The sequence below is a fragment of the Anoxybacteroides rupiense genome (assembly GCF_014196195.1).
In the GTDB taxonomy this organism is placed as follows: Bacteria; Bacillota; Bacilli; order Bacillales; family Anoxybacillaceae; genus Anoxybacteroides; species Anoxybacteroides rupiense.
This window is the reverse complement of sequence record NZ_JACIDF010000001.1, coordinates 548,679-565,563: the sequence shown is the minus strand read 5'-3', so window position 1 is coordinate 565,563 and position 16,885 is coordinate 548,679. Positions and strand designations below refer to the sequence as shown.

Annotated in this window: 16 protein-coding genes; 15 read left to right on the top strand and 1 reads right to left on the bottom strand. The window is 42.5% G+C overall.

Annotated features, from left to right (window positions below):
• Nucleotides 1-257 precede the first annotated feature (257 nt).
• The 4 genes from rsmD (at nucleotide 258) to GGQ95_RS02615 (ending at nucleotide 3,953) form a co-directional block, all read left to right on the top strand.
• The gene (gene rsmD / locus GGQ95_RS02630) at nucleotides 258-821 is read left to right on the top strand and encodes a 16S rRNA (guanine(966)-N(2))-methyltransferase RsmD (protein ID WP_080860923.1); all 564 of its coding nucleotides are present in this window, start codon (nucleotides 258-260) and stop codon (nucleotides 819-821) included.
• Between the two features lie 5 nt (nucleotides 822-826).
• The gene (gene coaD, locus GGQ95_RS02625; protein ID WP_066147113.1) at nucleotides 827-1,324 is read left to right on the top strand and encodes a pantetheine-phosphate adenylyltransferase; all 498 of its coding nucleotides are present in this window, start codon (nucleotides 827-829) and stop codon (nucleotides 1,322-1,324) included.
• 824 nt (nucleotides 1,325-2,148) lie between these two features.
• Nucleotides 2,149-2,937 carry a patatin-like phospholipase family protein gene (locus GGQ95_RS02620; protein ID WP_080860921.1) on the top strand — a complete coding sequence of 263 codons (789 nt, stop codon included), beginning with the start codon at nucleotides 2,149-2,151 and terminating at the stop codon, nucleotides 2,935-2,937.
• Nucleotides 2,934-3,953: a SepM family pheromone-processing serine protease gene (locus GGQ95_RS02615; RefSeq protein WP_159719573.1), complete on the top strand. Its 1,020-nt coding sequence runs from the start codon at nucleotides 2,934-2,936 to the stop codon at nucleotides 3,951-3,953. Before GGQ95_RS02620 ends, GGQ95_RS02615 begins: the two co-directional genes overlap by 4 nt.
• On the opposite strand, the gene GGQ95_RS02610 is transcribed toward GGQ95_RS02615, so the two are convergent.
• On the bottom strand, nucleotides 3,932-5,149 hold the full coding sequence (locus GGQ95_RS02610) for a nucleotidyltransferase (protein WP_183186294.1): 1,218 nt from the start codon (nucleotides 5,147-5,149) through the stop codon (nucleotides 3,932-3,934). The genes GGQ95_RS02615 and GGQ95_RS02610 overlap by 22 nt on opposite strands.
• A gap of 147 nt (nucleotides 5,150-5,296) precedes the next feature.
• Between GGQ95_RS02610 and GGQ95_RS02605 the strand changes: the two genes are divergently transcribed.
• The 11 genes from GGQ95_RS02605 to GGQ95_RS02555 all read left to right on the top strand — a co-directional run bounded on the left by GGQ95_RS02605 (nucleotide 5,297) and on the right by GGQ95_RS02555 (nucleotide 16,799).
• A complete protein-coding gene (locus GGQ95_RS02605) occupies nucleotides 5,297-5,812 on the top strand; it encodes a YceD family protein (RefSeq protein ID WP_044746605.1) in 516 nt (171 codons plus the stop codon).
• Between the two features lie 65 nt (nucleotides 5,813-5,877).
• Nucleotides 5,878-6,051, top strand: coding sequence for a 50S ribosomal protein L32 (gene rpmF, locus GGQ95_RS02600; protein WP_044746604.1), 174 nt, complete (start codon nucleotides 5,878-5,880; stop codon nucleotides 6,049-6,051).
• A 267-nt stretch (nucleotides 6,052-6,318) separates the two neighbouring features.
• The gene (locus tag GGQ95_RS02595; RefSeq protein WP_139788079.1) at nucleotides 6,319-7,086 is read left to right on the top strand and encodes an enoyl-CoA hydratase/isomerase family protein; all 768 of its coding nucleotides are present in this window, start codon (nucleotides 6,319-6,321) and stop codon (nucleotides 7,084-7,086) included.
• A gap of 68 nt (nucleotides 7,087-7,154) precedes the next feature.
• Complete coding sequence (locus GGQ95_RS02590) at nucleotides 7,155-7,748, top strand: RsfA family transcriptional regulator (RefSeq protein WP_044746603.1); 594 nt, start codon at nucleotides 7,155-7,157, stop codon at nucleotides 7,746-7,748.
• 106 nt (nucleotides 7,749-7,854) lie between these two features.
• Nucleotides 7,855-8,751: a 2-dehydropantoate 2-reductase gene (locus GGQ95_RS02585; RefSeq protein WP_159719575.1), complete on the top strand. Its 897-nt coding sequence runs from the start codon at nucleotides 7,855-7,857 to the stop codon at nucleotides 8,749-8,751.
• Nucleotides 8,744-9,130 carry a DUF3397 domain-containing protein gene (locus GGQ95_RS02580; RefSeq protein ID WP_044746601.1) on the top strand — a complete coding sequence of 129 codons (387 nt, stop codon included), beginning with the start codon at nucleotides 8,744-8,746 and terminating at the stop codon, nucleotides 9,128-9,130. The genes GGQ95_RS02585 and GGQ95_RS02580 overlap by 8 nt, the downstream gene beginning before the upstream one ends.
• A 156-nt stretch (nucleotides 9,131-9,286) precedes the next feature.
• A complete protein-coding gene (bshC, locus tag GGQ95_RS02575) occupies nucleotides 9,287-10,915 on the top strand; it encodes a bacillithiol biosynthesis cysteine-adding enzyme BshC (protein ID WP_183186293.1) in 1,629 nt (542 codons plus the stop codon).
• A 263-nt stretch (nucleotides 10,916-11,178) separates the two neighbouring features.
• Entirely contained in the window at nucleotides 11,179-12,111 is a 933-nt protein-coding gene (rsmH, locus tag GGQ95_RS02570; RefSeq protein WP_159719577.1) for a 16S rRNA (cytosine(1402)-N(4))-methyltransferase RsmH, read from the top strand.
• 29 nt (nucleotides 12,112-12,140) lie between these two features.
• A complete protein-coding gene (gene ftsL, locus GGQ95_RS02565; protein WP_066147127.1) occupies nucleotides 12,141-12,500 on the top strand; it encodes a cell division protein FtsL in 360 nt (119 codons plus the stop codon).
• Between the two features lie 6 nt (nucleotides 12,501-12,506).
• Nucleotides 12,507-14,720 (top strand): penicillin-binding protein, encoded by a 2,214-nt coding sequence (locus GGQ95_RS02560; protein ID WP_066147129.1) that lies wholly within the window; start codon nucleotides 12,507-12,509, stop codon nucleotides 14,718-14,720.
• A 150-nt stretch (nucleotides 14,721-14,870) separates the two neighbouring features.
• Nucleotides 14,871-16,799: a stage V sporulation protein D gene (locus GGQ95_RS02555; protein WP_066147132.1), complete on the top strand. Its 1,929-nt coding sequence runs from the start codon at nucleotides 14,871-14,873 to the stop codon at nucleotides 16,797-16,799.
• Nucleotides 16,800-16,885 lie beyond the last annotated feature (86 nt).

The following is a 16,885-nucleotide window of genomic DNA, read 5'->3' as shown; positions in this document are numbered from 1 at the left end:
CATCGAAAAGGAACGCATAAGCTAAAGGAAAAGGGAGAGGAGAAACCGGAGGAAGAACTTATGGGGAAACGTAAGTCTTCTCCGTGATTGGCAACAACACCCATATGGACGTTGCCATTAATCAGTATGACCAATGAATGAATTTGTATACATCCTATTTTATTTTTTGCAAAAACGCGGGGATAAAAACGACTGGAAACGGTCAGCACGTTTGTGATAGGATAGGGAAAGAAATGTTTGAAGTATGGTGAGGCATCATGAGAGTAATTTCTGGAAAGTGTAAGGGGAGAGTATTGCAAGCGGTTCCAGGCATGTCGACAAGACCGACGACAGATAAAGTAAAAGAAGCGATTTTTAATATGGTTGGCCCTTATTTTTCAGGAGGAATCGGGCTCGATTTATTCGGAGGAAGCGGCGGATTGGGAATAGAAGCGCTAAGCCGCGGTTTGCATTCGATGATTTTTGTCGATCATGACGCAAAAGCGGTCCAGACGATTCGCAAAAATGTAGAAGCGTGCGGGTTGAAAGAACAGTCAGAAATTTATCGCAATGACGCAGAGCGAGCATTAAAAGCGATTATAAAACGTCAGCTGCGATTTCATTTAATTTTTCTTGATCCACCTTATAAGAAGCAAAAATTGCAGGCGCTCATTTCCTTTATTGATGAGCATTCTCTTTTGGAGAAAAATGGGTTTATTGTTGCGGAGCATGCGCATGATATTGAGCTTCCTGACAGAATCGGAAACTTAGTGAGAATAAAGCACGAAGTTTACGGCATTACCGCTGTTTCTATTTACGCTTATACACAGAAGGGGGAATAGGTTTCATGGCGAGCATTGCTGTTTGTCCGGGCAGCTTTGATCCGGTTACATATGGACATTTAGATATTATTCGCCGCGGAGCGAAGGTATTTGATCAAGTATATGTTGCGGTTTTGAATAACTCGTCAAAAAAGCCGCTGTTTTCAGTTGAAGAAAGAATAGAGCTGTTGAAAGAAGTGGTCAAGCCTTTTAAAAATGTTATGGTCGAATCTTTTAACGGTCTTCTTATTGATTATGCTCGTACGAAGAAGGCTAACGCTATTTTAAGAGGGCTGCGGGCAGTCTCCGATTTTGAGTATGAGATGCAAATTACGTCGATGAACCGCGTACTTGATGAGAATATTGAAACCTTTTTTATGATGACGAATAGCCAGTATGCTTTTTTAAGCTCAAGTATTGTTAAGGAAGTGGCAAAATATAACGGCAACATTTCTGAACTGGTACCGCCAATTGTCGAAGAAGCGCTTCGCCAAAAATTTCATTCTTTTTTATCGCAGCAATAGTCTTGTAAAAAGAAAGCTGACTGAAAAGGAATTGTCCTTGCTTCAGTCAGCCTCTTTATTATGGCCGTAAAAAGCTGCTATGTCCATACAATCTTGAAGACGGATGGGAGATCGGTCGTCTGGGGCTAGCTTAGTTATAAAGGGACAAAGGCCCTATTTCGGTATAACTTGCCTCCAGTTGTCGAAAAAATGAGTGTCAGCCTTTGAATGGACGGTACGTTTCATCTTTATACATAGTTGCTTGTCATGCTTAACAGCTATATCGATATAAACCGAAAACGGATCATGATCGAATGCAATCGCTTTAGCTAGTAGACGAAATAGATAAGTTCCGATTGAGAAAGCGGCACAAGGGAGGCGACTTTCTCTATATAAATGCTCATAGCTTTTCTCTTGTTCGCTTATCATAGTAAAATAATAGAGAATTCTTGATGGATAGAAACGATATAAACACCTTAAAAATGAAACGAGCGGTAGCTGTAAAAATCCATAGTTGGAAGAATCCCGTGACTCGCTTTTTTGTCACACGGATGCGCGGCGAAGCTTGGAGCAACGCCAATTCCCTTCACATGTCAAGTTGCTCGATGTAGTTTTCGTATGGCGTAACGACGTTCAGAGAGCGGTTCGCTTGGCATACGGGATTTGCTGCTGTCCACAGGAAGTAAAGCGAGGCATATGGCGATGGAGAAATCGTTTCAAGATCAAAGCAAGTGGTCTCGACACATGAGCGATAAAAAGCATTTTTACGTATGATCGACATAAATTAAATATGCAAGGGGAAGCTGAGGCTGAAAGAGATGGAAGAGTCAAAAGGAGGAAAGGGGATGGAACCGAGAATTGGCTTAGCGCTAGGTTCCGGAGGAGCAAGAGGCTTTGCGCACCTTGGTATTATTAAAGTGTTGGAGGAAGAGCGGATTCCGATTCATTACATAGCAGGAAGCAGCATGGGGGCGCTTGTCGCGGCGTTATATGCGAGCGGATTAGGGGTCGAGCGCCTATACAAATTAGCAAAGGCCTTCCGCAGAAACGACTACATTGATGTGACGATTCCGAAAATGGGGCTTATTGCAGGAAAGAGAATAAAGGAATTTATTTGGTTGGTAACAAAAGGGAAAAAAATTGAGGAGTTGCAGATTCCGATTGCCATTGTAGCAACAGATCTTCAGCGCTGCGAAAAAGTGGTGTTTCGAAGCGGCGTGGTAGCGGATGCTGTTCGTGCCAGTATTTCGATTCCGGGAATTTTTGTTCCTGAAACCATCGATGGTCGGATGCTTGTCGATGGGGGCGTCATTGACCGCATTCCAGTTTCGGTAGCGCGCACGATGGGAGCGGATGTCGTGATTGGCGTCGATGTCTCTCATGTAAAGGTAACCGATGCCATCTCCTCGATTTTTGATGTCATTTTGCAAAGCATTGATATTCTCCAGGATGAACTTGTCCGTCATCGTGAATTTGCTTCAGATGTTATGATCCGTCCGCGTGTAGAGCAATATAGCTCTCGAGCATTTACTCATATTGAAGAAATTATTGAAATCGGGGAAGAAGAGGCGCGAAAGCAAATTCCTAGAATCCGTGAAGCAATTGCGAAATGGAAGGAGCAACATCATAAATGAAAAAAAGAGCAAGAGCCTATATTATTTCACTGTTAATTGGGGTAGCAGCTAGCCTGCTTTTTATTTTTGTGCAGCTTCCGTATTATGTGACGATGCCGGGTACAGCCCAAAAATTAGAACCGCTCGTTCACGTTGATCAAGGCGATGAGGATCAAGGGAGCTTTATGCTGACAACTGTGCGAATGGGGCGAGCGAATATCGCCTATTACTTGCTTGCTCATATCCGTCCATATTACGAGCTTTATCCATTGCAGGAAATCAAGCAAGAAGGGGAAACGGATGAAGAGTATACCCTTCGACAGCTCCATTTAATGAAGGAGTCAAAAGAATCTGCGATTGTTGTCGCCTATAAACATGCCCATAAACCTGTTTCTTATCGTCCGAATGGTGTTTATGTCATGAGCCTTGTCGATGGAATGCCAGCAGCGCATATTTTGCATGTGGGAGACCGCATTGTTCGTGTAGGTGGAAAAGAAATTGGGACAGCAGAACAATTAATCCAATATGTGCGGCAAAAGAAAAAAGGAGATTCCGTTTCGATTACATGGGAAAGAAATGGAAAAGAAAAGACAGCCTCGATTGCGTTGGCACCATTTCCGCAAGAACCAAAGCAAATCGGACTTGGTATCTCGCCAATGACTGATTATCATATTACGACGCAGCCCTCCGTTCGCGTTGATTCAGAAAAAATTGGCGGGCCGTCTGCAGGACTGATGTTTTCTTTAGAAATTTATAATCAGCTTGTTGATGAAGATATTACAAAGGGATATAAGATTGCTGGAACCGGCACCATCAACATGAATGGTGAGGTTGGCCCTATTGGGGGAATATCGCAAAAAATTGTGGCTGCTGATCAAGCTGGTGCCGATATTTTCTTTGCTCCAAACGAGAAGGGAGCGAAAAACTCGAATTATCGCGAAGCTGTCAAAACGGCAAAAAAAATCGGAACAAAGATGAAAATTGTTCCGGTCGACACGTTTTCTGATGCCCTTCGTTATTTGCAAGAGTTGAAATGAACAGGAGGTGTCGCATATTCCTCTTTAAGTGCTTGAATGCGAGTAGTCTCGGAAAAAATAGCGGTATAAGCAGCTACCGCTTTTTTTTCTTGCTGGTATATCACATCCTTTTGCAGGCGTGATACGGTTGTTACAAGCGGCAGCGAAAGCCGTTTTTTTATCATTTGCAAATAGAGGCGTCCGTTGTCACTCATGCCAAGCAGACGAATATAAGAGGGGCTTTTGATCCCATTCATTTGCTCTTTTTTAAAATGGGTTAGAATATGGACACACATTCTTTGTAAACGAGTCCATGTATATCGTTTGGTTTTGACAGAATGGAGAAATTGCTCAAATGTTTCGGCTTCTGTAATGGCCTGTTTGAGTCGATACTCAATGCCTTCATCTACGCCGACAATGCTTTGTAAATCGCTTTCTTCACTTGTCATGATGCGGTACTTCAAAAAGGGAAAATATGGATCCCAACGATGGAATGTGCCATATACTGCATAATATTTCTCAAGAGCCTTTTTGGTAGAGAAGGGAATATAGGGCGAAATGTGTTCAAGCGCTTCAATCGCTCCATTTAGTGCTTTTCTTAAGCTCGTTGCACTGGCGATCCACGGATGAGAAAAAACTTCATCGTGATATCCGGAAGCGATCCGTTGAATCGTTTGGGGAACCATCGCGCTCTTTTGCTCGATAATCGCTTTCACATAGGAAAAACCGAGAATATTATTTGGTTGAGCTAAATCGATTTCCTTCATTTCAAGCTGTCTACAAGCATATGTGACTGCTTGTGGATAGCTCATACCGTCTTTGAGAGCTTGCTGAATGGATTGGTTGTACCGTGATTGCTGCCATTTGATCGTTTGGACCGCTTGAAGAAACGGCTCAATTTCGCCATTTTCGCTCCCAAAACAAAGCTCGGCGCAATACAATGCATCAAGCAGTGCGACAGCTCCAGTGGCGAACCGTTCTGCTGATTGGACGGCAAATGTATAAGGAAGCTCGATGACGAGGTCGACACCAGCTGAGATGGCCATAGATGTGCGAGCCCATTTGGAAACGAGCGCTGGTTCTCCTCTTTGCAGAAAGTTGCCACTCATAACGGCAATGACACAATCAGCGCCTGTCTTTTTTTTCGTTTCTTGGAGATGATACAAGTGTCCGTTATGAAACGGATTATATTCAACGACGATTCCAACTGCCTTCATTTTTGCCTCCCCGCTTGAAATTTTGTTTTTTTGATCAAAACGTGATACATTGAATGTAAACTGACAATCATTATACTGTAAAGAAAAAATATTGACAAACAGGGAAACGAAACGTATAATTTTCTTTGTTGCCTTGAGGTGATTTTAATGAAATGGTCTATTCATCAGCTTCATCAGCTGCAAGCAAAAGGGCTTGTCATGGATGAAATGGTCGATGTTTCCGATTTAAAACAGATGGAGCCATCGATCCGCGATATTTCCCCTGTCCGTGTGAAAGGACGGGCAGATATCGGTGCTACTAAGTTTACTTTTCATTTAACGATTGAAGGGACAATGGTATTGCCTTGCTCCCGGACGTTGGTTGATGTTTCTTATCCGTTTGCGATCCATACGACCGAAACGTTTTTTTTAAACGACTATGATGTTCATCCGGATGAAGAAACGCACCTTGTTCAAGGAGATGCGGTTGACCTGCTGCCGATTGTGAAAGAGCTCATTTTGCTTGAAATTCCCATGCAAATATTTTCAGAGCAGGAAAACATTCAAGATGGAGCACCACAATCCGGAGCTGGTTGGGAGGTTATTACTGAGGAGCAGGCTAAAAACAAAATTGATCCTCGTCTAGCTGGATTGGCGAAATTTTTTGATAAAAAGGAAGAATAAGCGAAGAACCGGCTTGATCCGGCCTTCATCATAACTTCTAAATCCTGTTTAAGGAGGTGGAAAGAATGGCTGTACCTTTTAGAAGAACATCGAAAACGAAAAAAAGAATGCGCCGTACACATTTCAAATTGCAAGTTCCAGGCATGGTTGCATGCCCAAACTGCGGTGAAATGAAATTAGCTCATCGCGTCTGCAAGTCTTGCGGAACTTACAAAGGAAAAGAAGTTGTGAACAAATAATCATGAAAAAACAGGCATAAGGGTATCCTTATGCCTGTTTTTTCATGGAAGAGCATGGGGCACGTGGCTATTGTGAAATGCTTGCTTTGCCGGTGTTGTAGAAAAACGTAAAGTTAAGCGGTTACATAGGAATGGTGTGACAAGAGCCTCTTTTTTATATTCTCTCCCCCCTAAACAGAGTGTAGGTGGCAGAGGTTTATTGTGCAGAGCAGAAGGAAAATAAGAAAAAGTGGCTAACATAAATATGAGAGTAAAGGAGGAAGAAAAGTGAGTGCGGTTTTGCTAGAACGAGATGATGATGGCATCGTTTGGTTTACTATTAATCGGCAAGAAAAACGAAATGCCATTAATTATGAAGTGATGGATGCTTTACAAGAAACGATTCGCCTTGTGGAAGAAAATGATAAAGTAAAGGTGTTGGTGCTGACAGGTGCCGGCCAGCAAGCTTTTTGTTCGGGCGGGGATTTAAGTGAATTCCATCGTTTACATACAAAGGAAGAAGCGTATCAAATGCTTTCAAAAATGGGCGCGATTTTGTATTCCTTGTTAACGATTTCTAAACCGACAGTTGCTTTGCTTAATGGATCAGCTGTCGGCGGCGGGTGTGAACTTGCAACGGCCTGTGATTTTCGCTATGCAAAGACAGGAATCAAAGCAGGCTTTATTCAAGGAACGTTAGGAATTACGACGGGATGGGGAGGAGCGACGATGCTCTTCGAAAAGCTTCCTTATACGCATGCCCTCGATCTTTTATTAAAAGCGAGACGTATGCCTTCTGAGCAATTGCATGAATATGGATGGATTCATTCATTAATTTCGGAAAATAAAGAAATAAAAGAAGAGTGTCGGAAGTTGCTTGAGCCGTATTTGGCGCAGTCTGCCCCTGTTCTTCGCGCCTATAAGCAAGCTGCTGTTCAAAAATGGAAAACAGAAGAGTTTCGAGGTCGTTTTTTTGCGGAAATTGAACAATGTGCCGTGCTTTGGGAATCTGATGAGCATGAAGAAGCAGTGCGAACTTTTTTGAATCGATCGTAATATTCTTCTTCTATCTTTTCTACTAGTCGCATACATATATTGAAAAAAGCGACTAGGGGGAAGGAACCATGACGAGTGTAAGACAAGATGCATGGACGCAGGATGAGGATTTATTATTGGCAGAAATAGTATTGCGCTATATTCGTGAAGGAGGGACGCAGCTGCAAGCGTTTGAGGAAGTAGGCAGGCGTCTTTCGAGAACAGCTGCTGCTTGCGGTTTTCGTTGGAATTCCTATGTGAGGAAACAATATAAAGAAGCCATTGAGCTAGCGAAAAAACAGAGAAAAGAAGTAAAAAAGGAACGTACGCAGCTCGTTCAAAAGGAAGCGGGGCAAGGAGAGGATAAAACAGCGAAATTGACATGGCAGGATATCATTGCCTTTTTGCAAAGATATCAACAATCTTCCGCACAATATCAGCATGTGATGGATGAAAATCGCGCGTTAAAAAGAGATATGGAACAACTGCAGCAAATGATTACCAAATTGCAGCTAGAAAAAGAGCGTCTGCAAAAAGAATTAAAAGCGGTCCAAGAAGATTACAAAACGTTTATTGGAATTATGGAAAGAGCGAGAAAAATGGTGATACTTGAAGAAGAGCAAACATCGAAAGTAAAGTTCCAAATGGACCGAAATGGCAATCTCGAAAAAATTGAAAAGTAATAGAAAAAGCTGATCCTTTGAGATCAGCTTTTTCTATTAACGGGTCGATTCGTAATTTGATAAAATAGTCGCAGGAGTGTATGAATGGAAAGCGAGGAAAATCGAGATGAAAATAGGGATTATCGGCGGCGGAGCGATTGGGCTATTAATTGCAGCTTATTTATCGAGCACATGCGAGGTAACGATTTATACGCGTCGGAAAACGCAAGCGGATCTTCTTAATGAACGAGGCTTGCGAATGATAAAGAATGGCGATGAACGAATCGTGCCGATCCGTGCATGGGCAGCTGGATATGAAAAGATGCAAGCGGATGTTTTCTTTGTTACCGTTAAGCAATATGATATGGTTCATGCAATCGAGCTGTGCAATCAGTGGACAGATGGGGGGGCCTTTGTTTTTTTGCAAAACGGCATGGGGCATGTCTCTCTTTTATCTCAGCTTAAAGCACAGTGTATTGCCGTGGGCACCGTTGAACACGGAGCGTTTAAAAAGGATGACCGGACTGTTGAACATACGGGAATTGGAAAGATTTCCATTGCTTTATTTCAGGGGGATACCGGGCCGTTAAAGCAACTGTTGGATGTTTCTAGTTCCGATTTTCCGATCGAATTTGAACATAATTGGCAGCAGTTGCTGACGAATAAGCTCGTTGTCAATGCTGTCATTAACCCGCTAACAGCGATGTTACGTGTTCCAAATGGAGAATTGGTAAAAACGAAAGAATATAAAAAAATGATGGAATTGCTATTTTCGGAAATATGTTTAGCGTTGTCATTGCCTGATGAGAACGAAGCGCGGGAGCGGATTGTCCGGATATGCGAACGAACAGCTAATAACCGTTCCTCGATGCTGTGCGATCTCGAAAATGGGCGGATGACAGAAATTGAAGCGATTTTGGGATATGTGATTGCCAAAGGTAAAGAAAAAGGTGTGCAAACGCCCATTTGCCAATTTTTAATGAACGCCGTAAAAGGGATGGAAGGAAGGGGATTTAATGGGTAATTTGGTTGCTCATATAGCAGCAGCTTTTGTCACAATGCCACTGCTTGCTTTTTTTGTCGTTTATATGGTAACGAGAAAATTAACGAAAAAAAAGAAAAAGTCATTTTATACAGCGATCAATATCTCAACGATCTTTTTTATCATTGCGGTTCATTTCTTGATTCAAGCCATTTGGGGAAAATCATATTGGTGGCCTATGGTCATTTTGCTCATTATAATTAATATATTGTTTGCAGTAGGATATTGGCAGAAAAAAGGGGACTTACATATTGCCACTGTTTTTCGTTTATTTTGGCGATTTAGCTTTTTATTATTTTTCTTTGCTTACTTTGGATTGCTTGGATATGGAATTTTGGTAAGAATCGTCAACAACATATAAAATAGCTGTGAGCGCATATTTTTTCATTTGGAGAAAAGAATGCTATACTCATGAGTGTTCGCTTCTTAAAAGAACGAAACAAATCTCCTGATATAGCGAAATATCTTGATTTTTAGTGCTGATAAAACCAAGAAATAAGAAAGGAAGTTTTCAAGTATGGAGATATATGAATTTCCTTTACAAGCGACGACGTCGCTAGCATCGGATTACATAGCGGGAACGTTTCCAATGGATGCTGGATTTGCATACGACGTTCGCGCGGAGGACGTATTTGCAAAGCGCTTGAGCGATCTAAGCAGGCGAACGTACCCGCGCCAAAGATTGGTGGATCATTTGCTTTCTTATCATCAAGCGCTCCAGGCGAGTGAACGGACGATGGCCAATATTCAAAAACTGTTGAATCCATCTAGCGTAGTTGTCATCGGAGGACAGCAAACGGGGTTGCTAACCGGTCCGCTTTATACCATTTATAAAATGATGACCATTATTCAACTAGCGAAAGAACAGGAGGAGCAATTGGGAGTTCCGGTTGTGCCGGTGTTTTGGATGGCTGGAGAAGACCACGATATTGCAGAAGTGGATCATGTTTATGTAGTTGATCAAGGAAAAATCAAAAAGCATACATATCCGCATGCAGTGCGGGAAAAGCGAATGGTTGCTCAATTGCCGATTGATCGGCAAATCTGTATCGAATGGATTCAGCAAGTGATAGAAACGTATGGAGAGACAGAAACGACAGATAAACTGCTCCATTTTTTAGAGAATTGTGTAGAGCAAGCCAATACTTTTGTGGACTTCTTTGCCCAGATTGTTCTCCGGTTATTTGCTTCAGAAGGACTTGTAGTCGTAAATGCAGCTGATGAATCGCTAAGAGTCGTTGAAAGTGAATTTTTTGCATCGCTGATTGAACGCTACAGTGAGGTAACAGAAGCAGTCATATACCAGCAAAAACGATTGGAAGAACTGGGATATCGCAAGACGCTCGATATTCATCCGCGATCAGCCAATCTCTTTTACTATGACGGAAAGGAAAGATTGTTGCTGGAAGCAGAGGAGAATGGAGAATATTTCCGAAGCAAAAAAAATGAGATCGTATGGAAGAAGGAAGAGCTATTGCAAATGGCGAAACGCTCACCGCATCAGCTAAGCAATAATGTGGTGACGAGACCGCTTATGCAGGAATTCTTGTTTCCAACCCTCGCCTTTATCGCTGGTCCAGGGGAAATTGCGTATTGGGCAGAATTAAAGGAAGCGTTTTCGTTATTTGGTTATGCGATGCCGCCTGTTGTTCCAAGATTCAATATTACACTTGTCGAGCGTTCGATTGACACCGATTTGCGTGAAGTTGGAATGACCGTGTTTGATGTGTTGCAAGGACAGATCGAGCAAGCTAAATCAGAATGGTACGCGCGTCAAGTCCAATACCCGCTTGATGAGATGATTGCCCGTGCTAAAGAAGAAATTGAAGAAATTCATCGGCCGCTGAGGGAGATAGGGGTGGAGATTGATCGCGGTTTAACGGATGTATTGGCGAAAAATGCCGCTTTTATTCAATCACAGATCGATTTTCTTCACCAAACATTGCATCGCTCGATTGAGAGAAAATATGAGGTGGAACTGCGCAAATTTGCCCGCATTGAAATGTCGCTGTTCCCGAATCAAGCGCCACAAGAGCGAGTCTGGAACATTTTTTATTACATTAATAAATACGGATTTGATTTTGTCGAACGTCTGATGAATGTCAAATATAAATGGAATGGTTTGCATAAAATTGTATATCTATAACAGAAAGAGTCGAACGAAAAATCCTGTTTTGTACAGGATTTTTTTTTGGGGACAAGAATAGTACAGAGAAAAACAATTCAAGAAAATCAGGTGGAAAAGCGAACGATTGTTTTGATTGGAGGGGGGTTAGACGGAATGCGACAAAAAGATGCGGAAATAGACGTATTTTTACAGAAAAAGCCTAAAAAATTGTTTTGTTTTGTTGTATAATAAATAAACGGCTACTTACATAGAGCATACATCATGAAAAAGGTGGTGAGGCTGTGTTTAAGCATACAACAGTCTTATTAAAAGAAACAGTAGATGGCCTGCGAATCAATCCGGACGGCATTTACGTCGATTGTACGCTTGGCGGCGGCGGACATAGCGAATACTTGCTTTCGCAGCTTTCGACGCAAGGAAGGCTGTTCGCGTTTGACCAAGATACAACGGCGATTGAGCATGCCAAAAGAAAATTAGCGCAGTATGAGAAGCAGGTCGTATTTATTAAAAGCAATTTTCGCTTTTTAGCGGAAAAACTAGCTGAACACAGCATTTACGAAGTGGATGGAATTTTATTTGATTTGGGAGTATCTTCCCCGCAATTAGATACGCCAGAACGCGGCTTTAGCTATCATTATGATGCACCGCTCGATATGAGGATGAATCGAGAGGAGTCGCTCACTGCATATGAAATTGTGAATCACTGGCCATATGAACGGCTTGTACATATTTTTTTCCAATATGGTGAGGAGAAATTTTCAAAACAAGTCGCCAGAAAAATTGAAGCATTCCGGCAGCAGAAGCCCATTGAGACGACCGGGGAGCTGGTGGAACTCATAAAAGAAGCGATTCCTGCGCCAGCCCGAAGAAGCGGAGGACACCCGGCCAAACGAATTTTTCAGGCTATACGTATTGCGGTCAATGATGAATTGCAAGCATTTAAAGAAGCGATTACTCAAGCGATTGATCTGTTGAAACCTGGAGGACGAGTGAGCGTGATCACCTTTCATTCGTTAGAAGACCGCATTTGCAAAACGGCGTTTAAGGAAGCGAGTGAAGGGCCCAAGCTCCCTCCCGGATTGCCATTGATTCCAGAAGAATATCGTCCAAAATTAAAGATCATTACCAAAAAGCCTATTATTCCTTCAGAAAAGGAAATAGGGGAAAACAATCGAGCACGTTCTGCCAAGCTGCGCATTGCAGAGAAGCTATAAAAGGACAGAATTTTTAAGGAGGGGAAAATGTGAGTAATACAGCTGTCAAAGTTCAAGAGAAGCAACAACAGCATTCATCGGTCCGTCCGCAGGCGAAACCAAAACGAAAGTTGAAGCTTCGCCTCACGCTTGGCGAGAAAATCGTTTTATTCTCGTTCTTGCTATTTGCCTTTTATTCGTCTGTCAAAATCATTTCCAATCAAGTCACGATTTATCAAGTCAATAAGCATATTCAGCAACTTGAAGGGACAATGGATGAGCAGAAAAAGCGCAACAATGATTTGTATGTAGAAGTCCAGCAGCTTAGCACGTATGAACGGATTTTGGAGAAAGCCAAGGAGCTAGGCCTCACATTAAACGAAAATAACGTAAAGGTTGTACAGGAATGATGGACGATGGCTTACAAAAAGCATAAGAATACGCATAAAGGAGCGGCATTATTGTTTGGAATATTTAGCCTGCTCTTTTTTGTGTTACTTTTTCGGTTCGTTCAGTTGCAGACAACAGGCAAGGCAGACGGACAGGTCTTGGCAGTAAAGGCGGAGCAAAAATATGAGCAGAAGCGGACCATCGAGGCTAAGCGTGGCACCATTTTGGATCGGAATGGAGAAGTGCTGGCGGAAGATACCCCTTCATATACTCTTGTAGCGGTGCTTGATCCAAAGATGACGACCGATCCTAAAGATCCAAAACATGTAGTGGATCCTGATAGGACAGCGCAAAAATTAGCCCCGCTGTTACATATGGAGGTCAGCGAAGTTAAAAGCATCTTAACTAAAAAGGCAAAGCAGGTAGAGTTTGGGGCACAAGGGCGCAACATCAGTTATGAGCTCAAGAAAAAGATTGAAGCGCTCAAACTGCCGGGAATCGGCTTCATTCGTGACACGAAAAGATTTTATCCAAACGGCACATTCGCCTCTTATGTAATCGGTTATGCTCAAAAAGAAGAGGATACGGGCAAAACAGCAGGAGCAATGGGAATTGAAAAAAGCTTAAACCGCTATTTGCATGAAAAAGATGGTTATGTTTTTTATCAAAGTGATAAGGAAGGATTTCGGCTGCCGGATACAAAAGAAAAGATTGTTCCTCCGGATAATGGAGATGAGGTATATTTAACAATCGACCAAAAAATCCAAACGTTTTTAGAAGACGCCATGAATCAAGTCGAAAAGCAATACAAGCCGAAAAAAATCATTGCCATTGTCGTTAATCCGAAAACAGGAGAGGTTTTGGCAATGGGAACAAGACCAAGCTTTGATCCGAATAAGCGCAACATTACCAACTACTTAAACGATGCGATTTCTTATCCTTATGAACCGGGATCGACGATGAAGGTGTTTACTTTGGCGGCCGCTATTAATGAAGGCGTTTATAACGGGAATGAGCTCTATCGCTCTGGATCTTATCGAGTGGGAAAAAATGAGATTCGTGACCATAATAAAGTAGGATGGGGTGTTATTACGTTTAATGAAGGCGTTCAGCGCTCTTCAAACGTAGCCTTTGCAAAACTCGTTAAGGAAAAGTTGGGAGAGGATCGCTTTTTGCAATATTTGCATCGCTTCCACTTTCATGAAAAGACGGGAATTGACCTACCGGGAGAAGGAATAGGAAATATTCTGTATCGATATCCCATTGAAAAGCTGACAACCGCGTTTGGACAGGGAACATCCATCACTCCGATCCAGCAAATTCAGGCGGCTACAGCGATTGCGAACGACGGAAAAATGATGAAGCCGTATATTGTTGACCGCATTATCGATCCGGATACGAAAAAAGTGGTGATGCAAAATAAGCCAGAGGTCGTCGGAGAGCCGATTACGAAGGAAACTTCAGAGAAGGTGTTGGATATACTGGAGACGGTTGTGACATCAGAAAAAGGAACAGGCCGTCCTTATCAAATTGAAGGGTACCATGTAGCCGGAAAAACGGGGACGGCACAAATTCCATCTCCAAAAGGTGGTTATTTGACAGGCTATGAAAATTACATTTTCTCTTTCTTAGGAATGGCGCCGAAGGAAGATCCAAAGCTATTAATGTATGTAGCGGTTCAACAGCCAAAGCTTTCCTATACAGAAACAGGAGCCGCACCTGTTTCGATGATTTTTAACAGTGTGATGAAAAATAGTCTGCAATATTTAAATATCCGTCCTGCTTCGGAGGAAACAGAGAAAACGACTTCTAGTAAAAAAGGAATAGAACTTTCGTCGTATCATGGCTGGCCGGTGAATGAAGCCGTGCAAGATTTGAAAGCCAAGGGGCTGCAGCCTGTCGTGATTGGAAATGGAGAAAAAATAGCAGCCCAGCTTCCTTCAGCAGGAGACGAAACGATCATTCATGAACGTGTCGTTTTAAAAACGGATGGAACAGCTACGATGCCAGATTTAAATGGCTGGTCATTGCGTGATGTCATGAAAGCAGCCGAGCTGCTGCAGCTCAATCCGAGCATAAAAGGGAGCGGTTATGTCATTACACAAAGCATTCGACCAAAAACGGTTGTCAAAGCGAATGACTATTTAATTGTTGAGCTAGCTGAACCGGACAAATGGAAGGATCGGATCAACCAGCAAAAAGAGAAGAAGGACGAAAAGAAAAAGCAGCCGGTTGATTAAAAATGATGATGCTCAAGACAGTCGAAACTCAAATAGCTTCTCTTTCAGCCTGTGCAGTAAAGGTGTCATATCATCCATTTTCAAGCGTTCTATAAATAAACGTACAAGCATATAGTGGAACGAGCCTATTATAAGGGAGGTTCCCATCGTATGCGTGTTTCAAATGTTACGGTTCGCAAACGGCTTGCCATTGTGTTGCTGGTCGGGGTGCTGGTTTTTGCGATTATTGATACTCGCTTAGGGTATGTCCAATTATTCATTGGAGATGCATTGGCGCAAAAAGCCAAAAATTCATGGAGCCGAAATATTCCATTTGAACCGAAGCGTGGAGAGATTTTAGATCGCAATGGCGTTCCGCTAGCAACTAATATGAGCGCTCCAACTGTTTATGTGATACCAAGACAGGTTGAAAATCCATCAGATACAGCTCAAAAGCTGGCCAAAGCCCTAAATATGCCAGTTGAGGAAGCGTATAAGCATGTGACAAAACAAACATTGATCGAACGGATTCCTGAAGGAAGAAAAATTTCCAATGAGAAAGCAAAAGAAATTAGAGAATTGAATTTAAAAGGCGTTTATATTGCAGAGGATACGAAGCGGTATTATCCGTTCGGCAGCTACTTATCACATGTGCTTGGCTTTACGGGAATTGATAATCAAGGTTTAACCGGCCTTGAGCTGTATTATGATAAAGAACTAAAAGGCCAGGAGGGCTCTGTTGAGTTTTATTCGGATGCAAAAGGAAAGAGAATGCCGAATATGGCCGATCACTACACGCCGCCAACGGATGGATTAAATTTAAAGCTAACGATTGATTCGCGTATTCAAACGATTGTAGAACGAGAATTAGATATCGCTGAAACGAAATATAATCCAGATGGCATTATTGCGATTGTTATGGATCCTAATACAGGCGAAGTGCTAGCGATGTCGAGCCGTCCTACGTTTGATCCAGCGAACTATCGCAATGTGCCATCGGAAATTTATAATCGCAATTTGCCGGTCTGGAGCACATATGAACCGGGGTCTACATTCAAGATTATTACACTGGCAGCAGCTCTTGAAGAGAAAAAAGTGAATCTGTTAAAAGATCACTTTTATGATCCAGGTTATGTCAAAGTCGCCGGGGCCACATTGCGCTGCTGGAAAAAAGGGGGACACGGCTCTGAAACCTTTTTAGAGGTCGTGCAAAACTCATGCAACCCGGGTTTTGTCGAGCTTGGTGAGCGACTAGGAAAAGAGAAGTTGTTTGAGTATATTAAAGCGTTCGGCTTTGGAGAAAAGACAGGTATTGACTTACAAGGAGAAGGGACCGGCATTTTATTTGATTTAAAAAATGTAGGACCTGTTGAACAGGCGACAACAGCTTTTGGCCAAGGGGTTTCAGTTACGCCGATCCAACAAGTGGCTGCTGTTTCGGCTGCTGTGAATGGCGGTATTTTATATACTCCTTACATTGCTAAAGAATGGGTGGACCCGGAAACCGGAAAGGTGATCAGCCGTAATACCCCGAAGGAAAAAAGAAGGGTTATTTCCGAGGAAACATCGAAACAAGTTCGTTATGCACTGGAAAGTGTGGTTGCTCAAGGAACGGGAAAAGGTGCGTTTGTGGAAGGCTATCGTGTAGGCGGCAAAACGGGAACAGCGCAAAAGGCGAAAGATGGTCACTATTTGAAAGATAACTATATTGTGTCTTTTATTGGCTTTGCTCCGGCCGATGATCCAAAGCTGGTTGTATATGTAGCGGTTGACCATCCAAAGGGAACGGTTCAATTCGGTGGAGTGGTTGCTGCGCCAATTGTAGGGAAAATTATGGAAGATAGTTTGCGTACAATCGGTGTAAAACCACGGAAAGGACAAATTGAAAAAGAGCTTGCTTGGAATGATACAAAAATGGTGGAAGTTCCAGATTTGTCAGGTTTGACAAAAAATGACTTGCAACAACAGCTATTTGATTTAAAATTAGATGTTAGTGGAGAAGGCGATGTCGTCATTGATCAAGCACCGAAGCCGGGGGTTAAGGTGAAGGAAGGCTCAACGATTCGCGTATATTTGGGCACGAAATCTAGCCTTCGTTGAGCCGGTGAATAAGCGTATCGTTTGTGATTGGTATTTTTGCGCGAGGGAGTCAGCGAAACATTCATTTGTTTTTGCTGGCTGCTTGC